The organism is Cyanobium sp. ULC082 (genome assembly GCF_977927535.1).
Genome location: NZ_OZ376397.1, coordinates 1541670 through 1558401, shown reverse-complemented (window position 1 = coordinate 1558401; position 16732 = coordinate 1541670). Strand labels below are relative to the sequence as shown.

The 16732-nt window shown below is 67.5% G+C and carries 19 protein-coding genes; 8 read left to right on the top strand and 11 right to left on the bottom strand.

Annotated features, from left to right (window positions below):
• Positions 1–43 precede the first annotated feature (43 nt).
• Together ACXMDY_RS08220 and nrdJ are read left to right on the top strand one after the other, a co-directional pair.
• Complete coding sequence (locus tag ACXMDY_RS08220) at positions 44–1342, top strand: serine hydrolase domain-containing protein (protein WP_457767554.1); 1299 nt, start codon at positions 44–46, stop codon at positions 1340–1342.
• A 156-nt stretch (positions 1343–1498) separates the two neighbouring features.
• Positions 1499–3811, top strand: coding sequence for a ribonucleoside-triphosphate reductase, adenosylcobalamin-dependent (gene nrdJ, locus ACXMDY_RS08215; protein WP_259701116.1), 2313 nt, complete (start codon positions 1499–1501; stop codon positions 3809–3811).
• Here the strand turns inward: nrdJ and ACXMDY_RS08210 are convergent.
• Genes ACXMDY_RS08210 through pheS form a run of 4 tightly spaced genes read right to left on the bottom strand, consistent with a single transcriptional unit; the run spans position 3730 to position 7039 of the window.
• Positions 3730–4347 (bottom strand): DUF192 domain-containing protein, encoded by a 618-nt coding sequence (locus tag ACXMDY_RS08210; protein WP_259701014.1) that lies wholly within the window; start codon positions 4345–4347, stop codon positions 3730–3732. The genes nrdJ and ACXMDY_RS08210 overlap by 82 nt on opposite strands.
• Complete coding sequence (locus ACXMDY_RS08205) at positions 4344–5027, bottom strand: winged helix-turn-helix transcriptional regulator (protein ID WP_259701013.1); 684 nt, start codon at positions 5025–5027, stop codon at positions 4344–4346. The genes ACXMDY_RS08210 and ACXMDY_RS08205 overlap by 4 nt, the downstream gene beginning before the upstream one ends.
• Entirely contained in the window at positions 5024–5980 is a 957-nt protein-coding gene (locus tag ACXMDY_RS08200) for an NAD(+) kinase (protein ID WP_259701012.1), read from the bottom strand. The genes ACXMDY_RS08205 and ACXMDY_RS08200 overlap by 4 nt, the downstream gene beginning before the upstream one ends.
• Before the next feature lie 51 nt (positions 5981–6031).
• Complete coding sequence (gene pheS, locus ACXMDY_RS08195; RefSeq protein ID WP_259701011.1) at positions 6032–7039, bottom strand: phenylalanine--tRNA ligase subunit alpha; 1008 nt, start codon at positions 7037–7039, stop codon at positions 6032–6034.
• 268 nt (positions 7040–7307) lie between these two features.
• On the opposite strand from pheS, the gene ACXMDY_RS08190 reads away from it, so the two are divergent.
• Both ACXMDY_RS08190 and surE read left to right on the top strand, forming a co-directional pair.
• Positions 7308–8519 carry a hypothetical protein gene (locus ACXMDY_RS08190; protein WP_457767553.1) on the top strand — a complete coding sequence of 404 codons (1212 nt, stop codon included), beginning with the start codon at positions 7308–7310 and terminating at the stop codon, positions 8517–8519.
• Positions 8520–8649: 130 nt separating this feature from the next.
• Positions 8650–9465: a 5'/3'-nucleotidase SurE gene (surE, locus tag ACXMDY_RS08185; protein WP_259701009.1), complete on the top strand. Its 816-nt coding sequence runs from the start codon at positions 8650–8652 to the stop codon at positions 9463–9465.
• Here the strand turns inward: surE and ACXMDY_RS08180 are convergent.
• Positions 9462–10043, bottom strand: a complete 582-nt coding sequence (locus tag ACXMDY_RS08180) for a DUF3611 family protein (protein ID WP_259701008.1) — start codon at positions 10041–10043, stop codon at positions 9462–9464. The genes surE and ACXMDY_RS08180 overlap by 4 nt on opposite strands.
• 110 nt (positions 10044–10153) lie before the next feature.
• On the opposite strand from ACXMDY_RS08180, the gene ACXMDY_RS08175 reads away from it, so the two are divergent.
• Positions 10154–11131 carry a bifunctional riboflavin kinase/FAD synthetase gene (locus ACXMDY_RS08175; RefSeq protein ID WP_399243639.1) on the top strand — a complete coding sequence of 326 codons (978 nt, stop codon included), beginning with the start codon at positions 10154–10156 and terminating at the stop codon, positions 11129–11131.
• Here the strand turns inward: ACXMDY_RS08175 and ACXMDY_RS08170 are convergent.
• Positions 11087–11224, bottom strand: coding sequence for a hypothetical protein (locus ACXMDY_RS08170; RefSeq protein ID WP_259701006.1), 138 nt, complete (start codon positions 11222–11224; stop codon positions 11087–11089). The genes ACXMDY_RS08175 and ACXMDY_RS08170 overlap by 45 nt on opposite strands.
• Positions 11225–11329: 105 nt before the next feature.
• Between ACXMDY_RS08170 and ACXMDY_RS08165 the strand changes: the two genes are divergently transcribed.
• The 3 genes from ACXMDY_RS08165 to ACXMDY_RS08155 all read left to right on the top strand — a co-directional run bounded on the left by ACXMDY_RS08165 (position 11330) and on the right by ACXMDY_RS08155 (position 13698).
• Positions 11330–12412 carry a thiamine phosphate synthase gene (locus ACXMDY_RS08165; protein WP_457767587.1) on the top strand — a complete coding sequence of 361 codons (1083 nt, stop codon included), beginning with the start codon at positions 11330–11332 and terminating at the stop codon, positions 12410–12412.
• A complete protein-coding gene (gene thiS, locus ACXMDY_RS08160) occupies positions 12409–12624 on the top strand; it encodes a sulfur carrier protein ThiS (RefSeq protein WP_259701004.1) in 216 nt (71 codons plus the stop codon). Before ACXMDY_RS08165 ends, thiS begins: the two co-directional genes overlap by 4 nt.
• A 120-nt stretch (positions 12625–12744) precedes the next feature.
• Positions 12745–13698 (top strand): DUF1517 domain-containing protein, encoded by a 954-nt coding sequence (locus ACXMDY_RS08155; protein ID WP_259701003.1) that lies wholly within the window; start codon positions 12745–12747, stop codon positions 13696–13698.
• A 42-nt stretch (positions 13699–13740) separates the two neighbouring features.
• Here the strand turns inward: ACXMDY_RS08155 and larB are convergent, their stop codons facing one another.
• The 5 genes from larB to ACXMDY_RS08130 form a co-directional block, all read right to left on the bottom strand.
• A complete protein-coding gene (gene larB / locus ACXMDY_RS08150; RefSeq protein WP_259701002.1) occupies positions 13741–14532 on the bottom strand; it encodes a nickel pincer cofactor biosynthesis protein LarB in 792 nt (263 codons plus the stop codon).
• The gene (locus ACXMDY_RS08145) at positions 14529–14975 is read right to left on the bottom strand and encodes a TIGR03792 family protein (RefSeq protein WP_259701001.1); all 447 of its coding nucleotides are present in this window, start codon (positions 14973–14975) and stop codon (positions 14529–14531) included. The genes larB and ACXMDY_RS08145 overlap by 4 nt, the downstream gene beginning before the upstream one ends.
• On the bottom strand, positions 14972–15451 hold the full coding sequence (ispF, locus tag ACXMDY_RS08140) for a 2-C-methyl-D-erythritol 2,4-cyclodiphosphate synthase (RefSeq protein WP_259701000.1): 480 nt from the start codon (positions 15449–15451) through the stop codon (positions 14972–14974). The genes ACXMDY_RS08145 and ispF overlap by 4 nt, the downstream gene beginning before the upstream one ends.
• Before the next feature lie 72 nt (positions 15452–15523).
• The gene (gene trmD / locus ACXMDY_RS08135; RefSeq protein ID WP_259700999.1) at positions 15524–16231 is read right to left on the bottom strand and encodes a tRNA (guanosine(37)-N1)-methyltransferase TrmD; all 708 of its coding nucleotides are present in this window, start codon (positions 16229–16231) and stop codon (positions 15524–15526) included.
• A complete protein-coding gene (locus ACXMDY_RS08130; protein ID WP_259700998.1) occupies positions 16228–16725 on the bottom strand; it encodes a phycobiliprotein lyase in 498 nt (165 codons plus the stop codon). Before ACXMDY_RS08130 ends, trmD begins: the two co-directional genes overlap by 4 nt.
• Between the last annotated feature and the right edge of the window lie 7 nt (positions 16726–16732).

Genomic DNA, 16732 nt, shown 5'->3' with positions numbered 1-16732 from the left:
GCCACCCCTGGTTGTGGCGAGCGGCCTGCGAAGCCGATCTAGCTTGAGGGAACCTGGGGCATTCACCATCAAACGCTTCTCTGCCCTGGCTCTCACCACCGCCCTGGTGATGAGTTCGGTGGTCTATGGCGCCGACCGACCGGCAGCAGAGACCACGGCGCCAGCAAGTGAAAGGATCACGCTTGTGGTGAACGGGCTCAACGCCGCAACCACCAAGGCGCTCAACCAGTCCGCCAGCGCCGCCTTCGCAGAAACCAGTGCACCCGGCGCCGTTATGGCCGTGAAGACCGCCGAAGGCACCTGGGTGGCGACGCTTGGCTACGAGGACTGGGCCAGGACCATGCCGATGGCCGCGGACGTCAACCAGCGCATCGGCAGCGTCACCAAGACCTTCACGGTGACGGCCCTGCTCCAACTGGCCGAGCGGGGCGCGCTCTCGCTCGACGACCCCATCGAGACCTACGTGCCGGGAATGCCCAACGGCAGGGCGACGCTGGCCCAGCTGGCCGAGATGCGCAGCGGCATCCCCAGCTACACCTTCAACCAGAGCTTCCAGGACGCGCTTTTTGCCGATCCCGATACTCCCTGGACGCCCCAGCAGCTCGTCGACCTTGTGAAGCAGGACGCGCCGTTGTTCCCACCGGGGGAGATGGTCTTCTACTCGAACACCAACCTCGTGCTGCTGGGGATGGTGATCGAGCAAGTCACGGCCAAGCCCATCGAGAAGGTGCTGGCTGAGCAGATCCTCAAGCCGCTGGGGCTCGACCACACGCTGATGCCCACCGACGCGACCTTTGCGGAGCCGCACGCCCGGGGCTACACGCTGCAGGGCGTCAAGGGCAGACAACCGGTTGATGCCACGGACTGGAACCCGTCGTGGGGGTGGACGGCCGGGGCGATGATCTCCAGCCTCAACGACCTTTTGGTGTGGGGTGAAGCGCTCGGCACCGGCAATGGGATCCTCTCGGCCGCGACCCAGGCCAAGCGCCTCGCCTCGTTCGACCTCAGCGTCCCGATCTACCTCGGGCCCGATGAAAGGGCGCCCCAGACCCCGACAAGGGCCTATGGCATGGGCCTCGCCCGCGCCCTCGACTGGTACGGCCATGAGGGGGAGCTGCCGGGCTTCAACACTGAGGTGCAGCACTACAAGCCGAAGGGCATCACCCTGGTGGTGATGGTGAACACCGACATCGTCTCGGGGCAGACCTGCGCGGAGGGCCAGCCGACCGTGCCCGGGAACTCTGGTGTCGGTCCGTGTCATTCCGCCGCATCGCGCATTGCCCAGGCCCTGGCCGCCGCGCTCGGCCACCCGATGGTGGAGCCGAACGCAGCCGCTGAGTAAGGCACTGCCACTGGTGGCCGCCAGCGCTTGCACCCCCTACTGGTGGCGTTATGGTTCACCAACCTGACCACCCCCTCCGCCGTGACCCTCACCCCAGCGCGCCCCGATCTGGTTGATCCCGCCGCAGCGGTGGGCCAGGAGGCCAGTGCCGGCAGGCTGCAGGGCGGGCAGATCGGTGCCAACGGCTTGCTGGAGCCCGATTTCCCGCCCACGGCCCCGGCGGCGAACCCCGTTTTTTACCGCACCTATTCCCGCCGCACGCCAGGCGGCCGCGAAAGCTGGCATCAGGTGTCCGAGCGCAACCTGGAGGGTCTGCGCCAGCTGGGCCATCTCGATGGCGAGGAAGTGGAGCTGATCCGGCGCATGCAGAAGCACCAGCAGGCGCTGCCGTCGGGGCGCTGGCTGTGGATCGGTGGCACGCCCTGGATCGAGCAGCGCCATAACTTCTCCGGCGCTTACAACTGCACCTCCACCAACCTGGTGGATTGGGAAGCCTTCGGTCTGATGATGGACCTGGCGATGATGGGTTGCGGCACCGGCGCCATCATCGAGCCACGCCTGATCGAGCGGCTGCCGCTGGTGCGCAACCAGCTGGTGATCGAGGGCGTCAGCCCGATCGGCCTCACCCCCGCCGGAGCGCGCCAGGAGGCCACCAGCCACAGCATCGATGGCAACCGGGTGTCGATCAAGGTGGGCGACACCCGCCGCGGCTGGGTCGACAGCTACCAGCTGCTGCTGGAGCTGAGCAGCGACGAGCGCTTCGACGCCGGCGCCCCGATCACGGTGAGCGTGGACCTCTCTGACGTGCGGCCGGTGGGCGAAACGCTCAAGGGCTTCGGCGGCATGGCCAACCCGGTGAAGCTGGGCGACCTCTACGGCCGCGTGGCCCAGATCCTCAACAAGGCGATCGGCCGCCGGCTCAGCTCGGTGGAGTGCTGCCTGCTGATCGATCAGGCGGCGGTCACGATCGTGGCCGGCAACATCCGCCGCAGCGCCGGCATGCGTCAGTTCTCCGCGGAGGATTCAGCCGCCGCTGGCGCCAAGGAGAACCTCTGGCAACAGGACGCCGAGGGCAACTGGAGCATCGACCCCGAGCGCGATGCGCTGCGGATGGCCAACCACACCCGGGTGTTCCACAGCCGCCCCTCGAAAGAGGTGGTGCTGGAGGCGGTGGTCAAGCAATTCCAGAGCGGCGAAGGGGCGATCCAGTTCGCCCCCGAAGCGATCGCCCGCTCCAATGCCGACCTGCTGACCACCCCTGAGCTGCGCAGCGAGTTCATCGACATCTATGTGGACCAGGGCCGCGAGGAGGCGGGGCGCTGGTTACAGCTGAATCATCCGGAGATTGAAGATAATGAATTGGAGCACAGATTAGGGCGATACGGCCTAAATCCATGCGGTGAAATATTGGGTGCTGATTTCCACTGCAACCTGGCGGAAGTGCATCTGAACCGGATCGATCCCGCCGATCACCAGGCCCAGGCTGATGCCTTCAAAGCTGGCGGCCTGGCGGTGGCCTGCCTGCTCAACCACGACTTCGAAGTGGAGCGCTACCGCCAGAGCCGCGCCTGGGATCCGATTGTGGGGGTGAGCTTCACCGGCCTGTTCGACTTCTTCGTGCATGCCTTCGGCACCCCCTGGTTGAACTGGTGGGAGCAGGGCCGCCCTGAAACGGAGCAGGGGCTGAAGTTCAAGGCCCAGGAAGCGGAGTACCTGGGGCGCTGGAAGCAGATCGTCAATGAAGCGGTGTGGGACTACTGCGACCGCCACGGTCTGCGGCGCCCCAACCGCTGCACCACGGTGCAACCGGCCGGCACCAAGAGCCTGCTCACCGGCGCATCCCCCGGCTGGCATCCCCCCAAGGCACAGCGCTTCATCCGCCGCATCACCTTCCGCAAGAACGATCCGGTGGCGCTGGCCTGCCTCGACTACGGCTACACGATCGTGCCCAGTCAATCCGACAAGGACGAGCAGGGGCGCCTGCTGGATGACCCCTTTGATCCCCGCTGCGGCGAATGGCTGGTGGAGATCCCCACTGAAGTGAGCTGGGCGAACATTCCGGGCGCCGATGCGGTGGAGATCAACAACTTCTCGGCGCTGGCCCAGTTCGACTTCTACATGCAGGTGCAGAAGCACTACACGGCCCACAACACCTCCGCCACGGTGGAGTTCCGTGAGAACGAGATCGAGCCGCTGGCAGAGGCCATCCACAAGGCGATCGACGCAGGCGAGGGCTACATCTCCGCCGCCCTGCTGGCCCGCTTCGATGCCAATGCCACCTTCCCGCGGCTGCCGTTCGAGCCGATCGATGCGGCCACTTACACCAGGCTGCAGGCCGAGGTGGCCGCCCGCCGCTCCAGCGTCGATTTCTTCGAGGCCCTGCAGCGCTACGACGGCGGCGAACTGGTCGAAGCCGGGCCAGCCGGTTGCGATTCGGACAAGTGCCTGCTGCCGCTGGCCAAGCCCTGATCAGTCCGGCCCGATGTCCCTCGCCAGCGCAGCGCAGCGGCTGAGCCCAGCCTGATCCCCAGCCGCGCCGCTTCGCCCCCGTCGAGCTCAACCACGCCATCGGCGGGTTCTGCCGGCCCGTAACTCGGGCAGGGCAGGCGCGGACAGGGTGGGGCGGAGGCCTCGATGGCAATCACCCGGCCACCGCGCAGGAACACCATGTCGAGCGGCACCAGGGTGCGGTGCATCCAGAAGCTCACCGGACTGGCCGGCTCGAACCGGAACCACATGCCGCGCAGGGCACCGAGGGGGGGACGTCCCATCATTCCCCAGGCGTACTGGCGCGGGGTGCGCGGCACCTCCAGCTGCAGACAGGGCGTCGCTGCCGGAGGCGTCGTGATCGCCGCTGGCTCCAGGCACCATTCCGCCTCGATCGGCAGGAACTGGGGCGGTTCGGACGGTGCCCGTTGATCGGCTCCCACGGCCGTCGCCAGCGTGAGCAGGCAGGCCTGCAGGGCGCCCCAACGTGCCAGTCGATTGCTGATGGGGGGATTCATGGGGCTGTCCGCCCTGGAGCTGACCTGGCGGGTGGCTGGCTGTCGCAGAGGCAGTAGCCCTGGCCCCGCAGGGTGTGGATCAGCCGTCGCTCCCCCTGCTCCTCCAGTTTCTGGCGGAGGTAGCGCACATAGACCTCCACCACGTTGCTGGCCGGTTCCGGCTGGTCTCCCCAGGCCTCGCGCAGGATCTGCTCCCGGCTGAGCACTTCCCCGACGTGGAGCAGCAGCACCATCAGCAATTGATACTCCCGGGCGGTCAGGTTGATCAGGCGGCTGCCTCGACGCACCTCGCGGCTGCCCGTGTCGACCCGCAGATCAGCCACCTGGATCACGCCCCGGGGCGGTGACCGGTGGCTGCCCAGCTGCAGATGCAGCCGCACGCGGCTCAGCAGATCGCTGGAGCCGGCGCTCGACAGCCAGAAATCATCGGCACCGGCCTGGAGGCATTCGGAGCGGCCTGCGACGCTGTCGGAGCCGATGTCGAGCAGCAGGGCCAGCTCCGGCATGGTCAGCCGCAGGGTGGGCAGGAGGGCGCGGGCCTCCTCACCGGAGAGCAGCGCCAGCAGCGGCGGCTCCAGCAGGCTGCCCAGCCGGGCGACGCGGTAGCCCGAGGCCAGCAGGCGATCGGCCCTGGCTTCGGCCTGGGGACCGACCAGCAGGATCCATTCCCCACGGCTCATCCCCGCCGCCCCCGCCGCATCTGGCCCCGCTGGCTGGCGCCGGGCTTCGAGCTGCCGGGCTTGGCCACGTGGGGCAGGCCCCAGCCGAGCTTGTTGCGCAGCACCTGGAAGAACTCGTGATCCTGGAGCCGCACGAAGCGGGCCGGGTGTTCACTGCGGCGGATCAGCACCCGGTCTTCGGGCCAGACATAGCAGCCGGCACTACCGTCCACCACCATCATCAGCCGCTCCGGCGTGGCCGGGAAGATCGTCACCGGTTCCCGGTCGCTGAACACCAGGGCCCGGGAGGCGAGCGAGTGGGGTGCGATCGGGGTGAGCTGCAGCACCGGACAATCGGGAGTGATCACCGGACCGCCGGCGCTGAGCGCGTAGGCGGTCGAGCCGGTCGGGGTGGAGAGAATCACCCCGTCGGCGGAGATGTCCACCGGCACGTGGCCGCCGATGGCGATTTCGAAGTGGCACATGCTGGTGAGGGGTTCGCGGTGCAGGGCCATCTCGTTGAGGCAGAGCACTTCCCAGCGGCGCTGCTCGCCCCGCATCACGCTCACCACCAGCATGGAGCGCTCCTCCACGGTCCACTGGCCGGCCTGCAACTGCTGCAGCACCGCTTCGAGCTCATGGACGTAGGCCTCAGCCAGGAAGCCCATGTGGCCGGTGTTGATCGTCAGGATCGGCACCCCGATCGGGGCTGTCTGGCGGGCCGCGGAAAGCACGGTGCCATCGCCGCCCAGCACCACCGCCAGGCTCAGGTCGGGGTGAAAGCTGGGCGGCACGCAGGCGGCATAGCCGAGGGTGCGCAGGTGCTGATCGGGATTGGCGAACCCCACCACACCGCCGGAGCTGCTCACCCGCACCACGCTGGTTCCGGCCGCCGTGAAGTGCGCCTCGATGGCCTCGGCCGTTGCCAGGGCGAGGTCCTTGCCATCGTTGACGATCAGTCCGACGCAGGGCACCGATCGCAGGCGGGTGATCCCGGAGTTTATCGGGCTCCCCGGACCCGCTGCTCAGAACTGTTCCAGGAAGCGCAGGTCGCTGCTGAACAGGCGGCGGATGTCGTCGATGCCGTGGCGCACCATGCAGAAACGCTCCACGCCAAGCCCGGCGGCGAAGCCACTCCAGCGCTCCGGATCCAGCCCCAGACCTTCCAGCACGGCAGGATCGACCATGCCGCAACCCATCACCTCCAGCCAGCGGCCGCGCCATTGCACGTCCACCTCGGCGGACGGTTCGGTGAAGGGGAAGTAGCTGGCCCGGAAGCGCACCGGCAGGTCGCCGAAGAACGCCTGCAGGAAGGCGGTGACGGTGCCGCGCAGGTGGCTGAAGTCGAGGCCCTCGTCGAGGGCGAGCACTTCCACCTGATGGAACACCGGTGAGTGGGTGGCATCGACGGCATCCCGGCGATAGACCCGGCCCGGGGCGACGATCCGCACCGGCGGCGGGTTGGCCTCCAGATGGCGGATCTGCACCGGCGAGGTGTGGGTGCGCAGCAGGGAGCCCTCCGGGAGATAGAAGGTGTCCTGCATGTCCCGGGCCGGATGGTGGGGCGGGATGTTCAGGGCTGTGAAGTTGTAGTGGTCGGTTTCCACCTCGGGCCCTTCCTCCACCCGGTAACCCAGGCCGGCGAAGATGTCGACGATTTCCTCGGTGGTGGAAATCAGCGGATGGCGGTGACCGGCCGGGGCGTACCGGCTCGGGGCGGTCACATCCAGCCGTTCGCCCTGCAGCCGAGCCTCGAGCGCCGCCCCCTTGAGCGTGCCCAGCCGCTCGGCCAGCAGCTGCTGGAGTTGCTCCTTGAGCCGGTTGGCCCGCTGGCCCACCAGGGGCCGCTCCTCAGCCGAGAGCCGGCCCATCGCCCCGAGCACGGCGGAGAGGCGCCCCTTCTTGCCGAGCAGTCCCACCCGCAGCGGTTCGAGCTCGGCGGCGCTGGCGGCCGCCTGAATCGCCGCGGCGGCTTCGGCCTCCAGGCTGTCGAGCTGCTCGCTGAGCTGCTGGAGGCTGATCGTGGCGCTCACGGAAAGGCTTCGAGAGAGACCAACGTTAAATGTTGACGCGACAGGCTTTGATGGACAGGGCACTCTGGATCAGAGCGCAAGGAGGCAAAGTAGTGAGAGCAAACCAGGATCTGCCACTTGTAGGTGAGTTGAAGGTTTACGGATCAGAGATGTGTGCATCGACTGTTCGGAGCGATGAAAGCTGCTTCCATGAAGGCATCATGTTTTAGAGAATTTTTCATGCTCTTCTTCAAACTGGGATTGAATGCAACATAGGCGAGTCAATCATGTGGTCATCCGGCTCGGGAATGTCAAGCAAGCGGGCGTGAACTTGTGCCTTCGCTTTCCCGCGGCTGTTTCATTTTTTGTCTCGGTGTTTCTTTATTTTCCACCCTTGTGGGTCTATTTGAATTGGGGCGAATCGTCAGACCGCTATGGGCTGATGATGCAACAGGCCAGAGATCCATTCGGAATTGTTTATGACACGGTTGACAATGTTCTTGCCTATCGCTTGGCAGTCCCCCTGTTCAATCACTTCGTTGGTCTTCGTGGGCACGCCATCGTCTTGCCGAGTCTTTTCGGCTCTCTTTTTTTGTGTTTCCTTTTGCATCGAATCTTTCGTCGTAAGTGTGACCCCGTAACCTCTTTCATTCTCACGATCTGCGCTTCTCTGACCTTCTTGGTTGTTTCAGGCACCACATGCTGGGTCGCCACTGATTCGCTGGCTTGCGGGGCGGTTGCAGCCATTCTGTTTTCTCCAGGGCTGATTGCCACCACACTTCTGTCTTTCCTTGCCCTGACACTTGATGAGCGGGCGATTGTTTCCTTGCTGCTGCTTCCGTCATTGGCCTGGGCGCTCAGTTCTCGGCAGGACCTGAAGCTCAGGTTCATCGCAAGACAATACTTTTATTTTTTGCCAGCGATTTTGCTTGTGATGGCATTTCGTGCCTTGATTGATTCAGGAGTGGTTTTTCCTGCGCCGTTGGAGCATTACCAGTATGAGAAAATCAGTAATCTATTCTGGCAGCTTGAAACTTATCACCCAACCTTCATCCTTTACGGATTGATTCAATGGTTTGCTGCGTTTCGGTGGTTTTGGATTTTTCCTGTTCTGGCAGCATTCATGGTTGTCAGCAAGCATTCTCTCTTTGGTTGGCGATTTGACCAGCTTGTTCGGGCGAAAGCGTCGTATCGATTATTTCTTGCTCATGGCTTGCTGATTCTTGGTTGTTATTTTCTTGTCAACCTGTCAGCCGGAGATCAGTGGAGATGCGCGCTCTATGTCTTCCCATTTATTCTGGCGAGCGCTCTGCTGGTCTGCGAGGCCAATCCGCCAGCCTGTCGTCAGGCAGGTTTGGTCTGTCTCGGGTTGCTTGTGGTAACCCCACAGTTTTTTCTGGGCCATTACTGGGGCGCATTCTTCGAGGCTACTTCCGTTCAGATCGTCTACCCGATGCCGTTGGTTTTAGCAAGAACCCTGTTTGGGCTCGGAGCCAATTGAATGCTGGTCGGCACAATGACCAGAATGAACCAGTCAAAGTCTCAGGAGGACCTCCCCTTATCGTTGATCAGAGTGGTATTCAGCTTCCGGCTAACCCAGCTTCACCTGCGTTCTCCCCATAGCCTCATTTTTGTCTTCCATGCGGATCCTGATCAGCAACGATGACGGAGTCTTCGCCGCCGGGATCCAGGCCCTGGCGGCCGAGGCGGCGTCCAGGGGCCACACGGTCACCGTGGTCTGTCCCGATCAGGAGCGCTCCGCCACCGGCCACGGCCTCACCATGCAGACGCCGCTGCGGGCCGAGCGCGCCGATGGGCTGTTCGCCGCCGGGGTGACGGCCTGGGCCTGCAGCGGCACCCCCTCCGACTGCGTCAAGCTGGCTCTCGGCCGGCTGTTGGAGAGCCCCCCCGACCTGGTGCTCTCCGGCATCAACCACGGCCCGAACCTGGGCAGTGATGTGTTCTATTCCGGCACGGTGGCCGCGGCCATGGAGGGCACCCTTGAAGGCCTGCGGGCCCTGGCGGTGAGCAGTGCCTGCTTTCAGTGGCGGCAGTTCGAGCCGGCGGCCGCCCTGGCCCTCGATCTGGCTGAACGGGTGATCGCGGCGGGCTGGCCTGACGGCCTGCTGCTCAACCTCAACGTGCCGGCCCTGCCTGGCGCCGAGATCGGGCCGCTGCGCTGGTGCCGCCCAGCGGTGCGGCGCTATCTGGATCAGTTCAATGAGCGCACCGATCCCCGTGGCCGCACCTACTACTGGCTGGCCGGGGAGGTGGTGGTCGATCTGGAGTCGGCCACGGCCGGCCCGCGCGACTGGCCGACGGACGTGGCCCAGATCCATCGGGGCGGTGCTGCCCTCACCCCCCTGCAGCCGGAGCTGTTCTGGCGGGGCGGGCTGGCGGCGCTGCAGGACCTGGTGCCCCAGGCGGTGCCCCAGGTGTGGCCCTAGGTGGGCCGGTAGACCCGCTGCAGCAGCCAGAGGCTGATCAGCAGCCCGATCAGGTGGGCGAACAGCACCTGGGTGTTGCTCAGCACCGAGAGCATCTCGATCGAGGTGATCGGCAGGCCCATCAGGCCACCGCGGGTGCCGGGCGGAACGGCCAGCTGGGCCCCGAAGAAGCCCGGCACCTGCATCGAGGCCTGGACGAACAGGCTGCCGGCCAGGGCCTGGTATCCGACAGCGGCCAGGCTGAGGCCGGCCAGGTCGGCGATCAGGGCGCGCTTCACGAGGCGGGCCGTTTCACCGCGGCTCGGCCGCACCGGGCTGGCCAGGGCGCGGCCACAGCGCACCACCAGCCAGGCCTGCCACAGCGACCAGAGCAGGACCAGGAACGAGAGGGTGGTGAGGGAAAGTCCCGGACCCAGGCCCAGGGCCCGGCTGGAATTGGCGGCCAGCCGTCCGCTGATGTTGTTGAAGAACAGCACCCCGATCACCACCACCCCCAGCACCAGCTGGGCCCAGAAGCGGATCCAGCCCATTCGCCTGACCGCTGCGGACACCAGCTGCAGGTCGAGGCGATCGGCCATCGGAATCGGGCGGCGAGACTTGACGCCCCAAACTTGCCATGGCTGACGCAGCACGCGGTGATCGGTGTTGTCGTGGAAGGATGGATTTGATCAGGGCACTGGCCGCACCGTTGATTCCCCTGCGATCACCCCAGGACGCCCTGGGCCCCACCGCCCTGGCCCTCGGCAGCTTCGATGGCCTGCACCAGGGCCACCGTCGCGTGATCGCCGCGATCGCGACGGATCCAGCCCCTGGCCTGGTTCCCACGGTGGTGAGCTTCTGGCCCCACCCCCGCGAGCTGCTCTACGGCGAAACCCGTCTGCGGCTCGACCTGCCCGTCGAGAAGCTCTCGCTGCTGGCGCCCTGCGGCATCCAGCAGCTGGTGCTGGTGCCCTTCACCCGTGATCTGGCGGCCCTCAGCCCGGAAGCGTTCGTGGAGCAGGTGCTGGTGGGTCAGCTGGCTGCCCGCGAGGTGGCGGTGGGGGAGAACTTCCGGTTCGGGGCGGGTCGCAGCGGCGACACGGAGACCCTGCGGCGGATCGGCGCAGACCATGGCCTGCGGGTGCAGGTGCTGCCGATGCTGTGGGACGGTGCCGAGCGGGTCAGCAGCAGCCGCATCCGCCGTGCCCTCGCCGCTGGCGCGATCGCCGAGGCCACCCGCCTGCTGGAGCGGCCCTATCGCTTCAGCGGGCGGGTGGTGCGCGGTCGCGGCCTGGGGCGGGAGCTGGGCTGGCCCACCGCCAACCTGCGGGTGGATGGCCGCAAGTTCCTGCCCGCCGAAGGGGTCTACGCCGCGCTCGTGCGTGGGGGGGGGCCTGAGCCGCTGGCCGCTGTGATGAACCTGGGTCCCCAGCCCACGGTTGACCCGCTGGCCCCTTCGGCGGTGGAGGTGCACCTGCTGGACCGCCAACTGGAGCTCGAAGGCAAGGAACTGGAGGTGGAGCCGGTGGAGCTGCTGCGCCACCAGCAGCGCTTCGGGAGCCTGGAGGCGCTCAGCGCCCAGATCGGTGCGGATGCCGATCACTCCCGCCGGATCCTCTCGGCACTGGCGGGAGTGATCGGCTCAGGCGGCCGGATAGGCGTGGGTGAGGCCCCAGCTGATGAATAGGCCGATGCCGCCCAGCAGCAGAATTCCCGTGATCAACACCAGCATGGGATTGTCGCCACCGACGACGTCGTTGCCACCCGAATCCTTGGCCAAAGGTCCCGTCCCCGTTGTGATCAACCTAGGCAGCTTCCGCTCCCCCGTCTGAACCATGTGATCCAGCCCACACCCTCTGCCATCGACCCGCCGGCTTTCTACCCGCTGCCGGCTTCCTCCCCGCCGCCGGCTGCGGTGGACCGCTTGATCGATGCCAACCTCGATCGGGCCCGGGAAGGGCTGCGGGTGATCGAAGACTGGTGCCGCTTCGGCCTGGGGCGCGCTGATCTCGTCGCCCGCACCAAGGACATGCGCCAGCGGTTGGGTCGCTGTCATCTGGAGCGCTACAAGCTGGCGCGCCACACCGCCACCGATGGATCGGCGGGCCTCGGCCACCCTGCCCAGCTGGAGCGCCGCAGTCCTGCCCAGGTGGTCGCCGCCAACGCCGGCCGGGTTCAGGAAGCCCTGCGGGTGCTGGAGGAGTTCGGCCGCGCCAGCGATCCGACCCTCGCCGCCGAAGCCGCCAGCCTTCGGTACGCCCTCTACGACCTGGAGGTGGATCTGCTGGCCGGCAGCCCCGATGGCGATCGCCGTCGCCACCAGCTGGCCCGCTGCCGCCTCTATCTGGTCACCAGCCCGTCGCCCCAGCTGGAGGCCACCGTGGCGGCGGCGCTGGCGGCCGGTGTGCGGCTTGTGCAATACCGCGCCAAGCAGGCTGACGACAGCCAGCGGTATGCCGAGGCGAGCGCCCTGCGTCAGCTCTGCGCCCGCCATGGCGCCTTGTTCCTGGTCAACGACCGGGTGGACCTCGCCCTGGCGGTGGACGCCGACGGGGTCCACCTCGGCCAGGGTGATCTGCCACCGGCGCTGGCCCGCCGCCTGCTGGGCCGGGAGCGCCTGATCGGCCGGAGCACCCATCGCCTCGAGCAGTTGCATCAGGCGGTGGCTGATGGCTGTGACTACGTCGGTGTCGGACCGGTTCATGCCACCCCCACGAAGCCGGGCCGGGAGCCGGTGGGCCTCGCCTACGTGACGGCGGCGGCGGCCGCCAGCCCGATTCCCTGCTTTGCGATCGGTGGCATCGACAGCACCAACCTGGCGGCGGTGCTCGCCGCCGGAGCGCCGGCGGTGGCCGTGGTGCGGGCGATCACGGCGGCGCCGGACCCAGGCGCCGCCACCCGCCAGTTGCTGGGGCTGCTCGATGGCAGCGGCCCGGCCGGGGCAGATCCAGGCGAAGCGCCGCGATGACAGCGATGATCTGCGTGCAGCTCAACGGCGAGGAGCGCCGCTGCCCGGCCGGTCTGAGCCTGGAGGCGCTGCTGCGCTGCTGCAACTATGAGCCCCGGCTGGTGGTCGTGGAGTTCAACGGCGCGATCCTTCCCAGGCGACACTGGGGCGAGCAACCCGTTCTGGCGGGGGATGTTCTGGAGGTGGTCACCATTGTGGGGGGGGGTTCCTAGATTCAAGTCATGCTTCGGGCGATTTCCGTGCCCTCCTTCCTTGCTTCCTTCCGCAGATTTTTCAAGTCAGTCTTGAAATCCGTTTCTTCGGCAGACTTCAAACCCACCTTCAACCCAACCATGATTCGGCGCCTCTCCGCCTGGGTATTCCTGCCACTGCTCACCAGCGGCCTGCTGCTCTTCGCAGCACCACGCCCGAGCGATGCTGCCAGTGGCGGCCGCATCGGCGGTGGCAGTTTCCGCTCGGCCCCTTCGATGCCCCGCAGCGGTGGCAGCTATGGCGGCGGTGGTTTTGGCGGCGGTGGCGGCTATCGCGGTGGTTACGGCGGCGGCTTTGGGGGTGGCGGAATCGGATTTCCGTTCCTGATCCCGATGTTCGGCTTCGGCGGCGGCGGGCTGTTCGGCTTCCTGGTGCTGATGACCATCGCCGGGGTGCTGGTCAATGCACTCAGAGGGGGAGGCGGCGGACCCGCCCTTTCGGCCGGCAACGGCGGCGGCTATGCCCCGGTGGCCGAGGGGCCGGTGAACGTGGTGCAGTTGCAGGTGGGTCTGCTGGCCACGGCCCGGGAACTGCAGGATGATCTCCGCCGTCTGGCGGCCACGGCCAACACCTCCGACAGCGGCGGCCTTCAGAAGGTGCTGCAGGAAACCAGCCTGGCCCTGATGCGCCAGCCCGACCTCTGGGTCTACGCCAACTGTGAGGTGGGTCAGGTTCCCTTCGTGAGTACCGAATCCACCTTCAATCGCCTTTCGATGACCGAGCGCAGCAAGCTGCGCAGCGAGGTGACCTCCAATGTGGGCGGTCAGCGCTTCCAGGATTCGGCCCGGCCGGCGGGGAATGCCGATGCCGCCAGCGACTTCATCGCCATCACCCTGCTGGTGGCCAGCCGGGGCCGGATGCCAATCAAAACAGTCAACACTGCCGAGAGCCTGCGGGAGGCCCTGCGGCTGATCGGCGCCGTGCCGGCCAACGACCTGCTGGCCCTGGAGGTGATCTGGCAGCCGGAAGGAGCCGGCGAAGTGCTGAGCACCGAGGAGCTGCTCACGGCCTATCCCCAGCTTCAGCACCTCTGAGCGTCCAGCAAATCTGAGCGTCCAGCATCTCTGACTTGCTCATCACTCCTCAGGGTTCACCGCCCTCAGGATCCGTAGCGCCGCCATGGCGGCTCCGTAGCCGTTGTCGATGTTCACCACGGTGAGACCCGGTGCGCAGCTGGCCAGCATTCCGTGCAGGGCGGCCGTTCCAGCGGCGCTCACCCCATAGCCCACGGAAATGGGCACGCCGATCACCGGCTGGGGCAGCAGGCCGGCCAGCACGGTGGGCAAGGCCCCCTCCATGCCGGCACAGGCGATCAGCACCCGGGCCCGGCTCAGCCGCTCCAGTTTGCCGAGCAGCCGATGCAGCCCGGCGATCCCCACGTCCACGACCAGATCAGCACCGATGTCGTGGCAACGCAAGGCCAGCAGAGCCTCCTGGGCCACGACCAGATCGCTGCTGCCGCCGCAGAGGATCGCCACTGGCGCCCCACCGGTGGCAGCCGGTTCACTGCTGGGCTGCTCGCTGCCGGGCAGCGCTCCGAGGCTGAGGCAGCGGGCCTCGGGGTGATGGTGCAGCGCCAGGGGCAGCCGGCGGCGCTGCAGGCTGCTCAGCACAGCTGCGGCTTTCTCCGCCGACACCCGAGTCACCAGGATGATCTCAGCTGCGGCGCCCGCCAACCTTTCGGAATCCACCGCGGCCAGGCGCTCCAGGATGGCGGCGATCTGGGCGGCGCTCTTGTCCTCACCCCAGATCGCCTCCGCCAGGCCGAGCCGCTGCCGCCGGTTCAGGTCGAGTTCGGCCAGGCCTTCGATCAGGGCCGGATCCAGCGGCCGACCGCCAGCCTGGGGTTGGGGCGGTTGCCGGCTCATCGCTCCGGCAGCAGGGCGCCGCTGGAGAGCAGGGGGAAGGGATTGGCTGAAGCCTCGGCCCGCCCCAGGCAGCGCCGTGCTTCCGCTTCGAAGCGGGCCTGCACCGCCTCGATCTGCTCGGGTGCGATCGCGTCCCAGTCGCTCTGGCGGGCCCAGCCGATCAGCAGCATCCCCTCCTCAAGCCTGGCGTCCCAGAGCAGCTCCCTGCCCCGGTAGCCGGCCTGCTCCAGCAACCAGGGCTCCCAGCTGTGGGCTTCGGCCTGGCGCCAGCAGGTGCGCTCGGCAGCGGGCACCCGCAGCCGCAGCACCTCCACCACGCCGCTTTCACCGATCGCCAGGTCCCTGGTTGCCAGGGCTGCCCCCGCTGCCGGCCTGAGCAGAGACAGGGCCAGCCCGAAGGCCAGCAGCAGGACCGTCAGGCCGATCAGAACGGGCCGGTTCATGGCTTCCGCAGCAGGGCGACGGCATGGCAGGCGATCCCCTCTTCGCGGCCGGTGGGGCCGAGGCCCTCGTTGGTGGTGGCCTTCACCCCCACCTGATCGGGCTCCACCCCGAGTCGCGCCGCGATCGAGGCCCGCATCGCCTCGATCCGGGGCTTCAGCCTGGGCCGTTCCGCCACCACCACCGCATCGACGTTGACCACCTCCCAGCCGCGCTCCCGGACCAGGGCGATCACCTGGGCCAGCAGCTCCAGGCTGTCGGCATCCTTCCAGCGGGGATCCTCCGGTGGAAAGTGGCCACCGATGTCGCCAAGGCTGAGGGCGCCGAGCAGGGCATCGATCAGGGCATGCACCAGCACATCGGCATCGCTGTGGCCATCCAGCCCCAGCGGGTGCTCCAGCCGCACGCCCCCCAGGATCAGCGGCCGCCCCGGCACCAGCCTGTGGATGTCGTAGCCGTTGCCGATCCGCAGCTGCATGCAGGTAATCCCTCAAGATTCCTTCCAGTCTTCCAGCCCACTGCCGCCGCCTGCCGCTCACTCCCGCCTGGATCAGGGAGCCTGCTGGTCCGCCTGCCAGCGGGCGTGGAGATCGGGGCGACGCTCGCGGGTGCGCTGTTGCTGCTGGTCGGCGCGCCAGCGGGCGATGGCGCCGTGGTCACCGCTGCGCAGCACCGCCGGCACCTCCAGGCCGCGGAAGCTGGCCGGGCGGGTGTAGTGGGGGTGCTCAAGCAGCAGGGCGGTGTGGCTTTCCTCCTCCAGGCAGGCGGCGGTGCCGAGGGTGCCGCTCAGCAGCCGCACGACGCCGTTGATCACCGTCATCGCCGGCAGCTCGCCGCCGGTGAGCACGAAATCGCCGATCGACACCTCCTCATCGGCCAGGGATCGGATCCGCTCATCGAACCCCTCGTAGTGGCCGCAGAGCAGCACCAGCTGGTCGCTGCCGCTGGCCCAGCGACGCAGGTCGGCCTGGCGCAGCGGCTGCCCCTGGGGGGTCATCAGCAGTACCCGCCGCCGCGGCAGCACCGGGATCGATTCGAAGGCGGCGAACACCGGCTCCGGCTTGAGCACCATCCCCGCCCCGCCGCCGTAGGGCTCGTCATCCACCTTGCGGTAGCGGTCGGTGGCGAAATCGCGCGGGTTGTGGGTGTGGAGCTCGGCGATGCCCGCCGCAAAGGCCCGGCCGATCACCCCCAGACCGGCGAGCAGGGCGAAGGCCTCAGGCACCAGGCTCACCACATCGAGCCGCAGGCCGCTCATGGGGGGCTGACCCGGCGAATCTCCGAGCAGAAGCTGGCCTGGGCGGCAGCACCGTCACTGCTGTGCACGACGCTGCTGCGCAGCCGCAGGTTGGGTTTGGTGAACCAGATCCGCTCCCGTCGCTCCAGCCCGCCCGCCTCGGTGACCAGCTCCAGGCTGCCGTCGGGCCAGAGCTGCCAGCGGCCGAGGGGGGCGGCGCCCTCCCAGGCCAGCAGGCTGCCATCGGCCTGAAAATCAATCCGGCTGGTGTCCCCCTGGGGCGAGGTGACGGCCAGTCCACCCAGGCTGCCGCTGCTGGTCGCCACCAGGGCGCTCACCACCAGCTCGCCGCGCTCACTGCTGTGCCAGGCGTCGTCATCGGCGTCCTCGCCAGGAAGGCGCTCGGGGCTGAACTGGCTGCGCAGGGCCATCCACTGACCGGCGCAGAGGGCGAGGAAGGCCGGCAGGCTGCCCGGTGGAAAGGCGGCGGAGGGGTCTGGCTGGGGGCCGGTCACGGCGGGA

Bases quoted from the DNA above. Each gene is read 5' to 3' on its own strand.
- ACXMDY_RS08180 (WP_259701008.1), bottom strand. From the start codon at position 10,043: ATGGCCGATCGCCTCGACCTGCAGCTGGTGTCCGCAGCGGTCAGGCGA.
- thiS (WP_259701004.1), top strand. From the start codon at position 12,409: ATGACAGCGATGATCTGCGTGCAGCTCAACGGCGAGGAGCGCCGCTGC.
- ACXMDY_RS08145 (WP_259701001.1), bottom strand. From the start codon at position 14,975: ATGAACCGGCCCGTTCTGATCGGCCTGACGGTCCTGCTGCTGGCCTTC.
- ACXMDY_RS08155 (WP_259701003.1), top strand. From the start codon at position 12,745: ATGATTCGGCGCCTCTCCGCCTGGGTATTCCTGCCACTGCTCACCAGC.
- ACXMDY_RS08210 (WP_259701014.1), bottom strand. From the start codon at position 4,347: ATGAATCCCCCCATCAGCAATCGACTGGCACGTTGGGGCGCCCTGCAG.
- trmD (WP_259700999.1), bottom strand. From the start codon at position 16,231: ATGAGCGGCCTGCGGCTCGATGTGGTGAGCCTGGTGCCTGAGGCCTTC.
- ispF (WP_259701000.1), bottom strand. From the start codon at position 15,451: ATGCAGCTGCGGATCGGCAACGGCTACGACATCCACAGGCTGGTGCCG.
- larB (WP_259701002.1), bottom strand. From the start codon at position 14,532: ATGAGCCGGCAACCGCCCCAACCCCAGGCTGGCGGTCGGCCGCTGGAT.
- ACXMDY_RS08205 (WP_259701013.1), bottom strand. From the start codon at position 5,027: ATGAGCCGTGGGGAATGGATCCTGCTGGTCGGTCCCCAGGCCGAAGCC.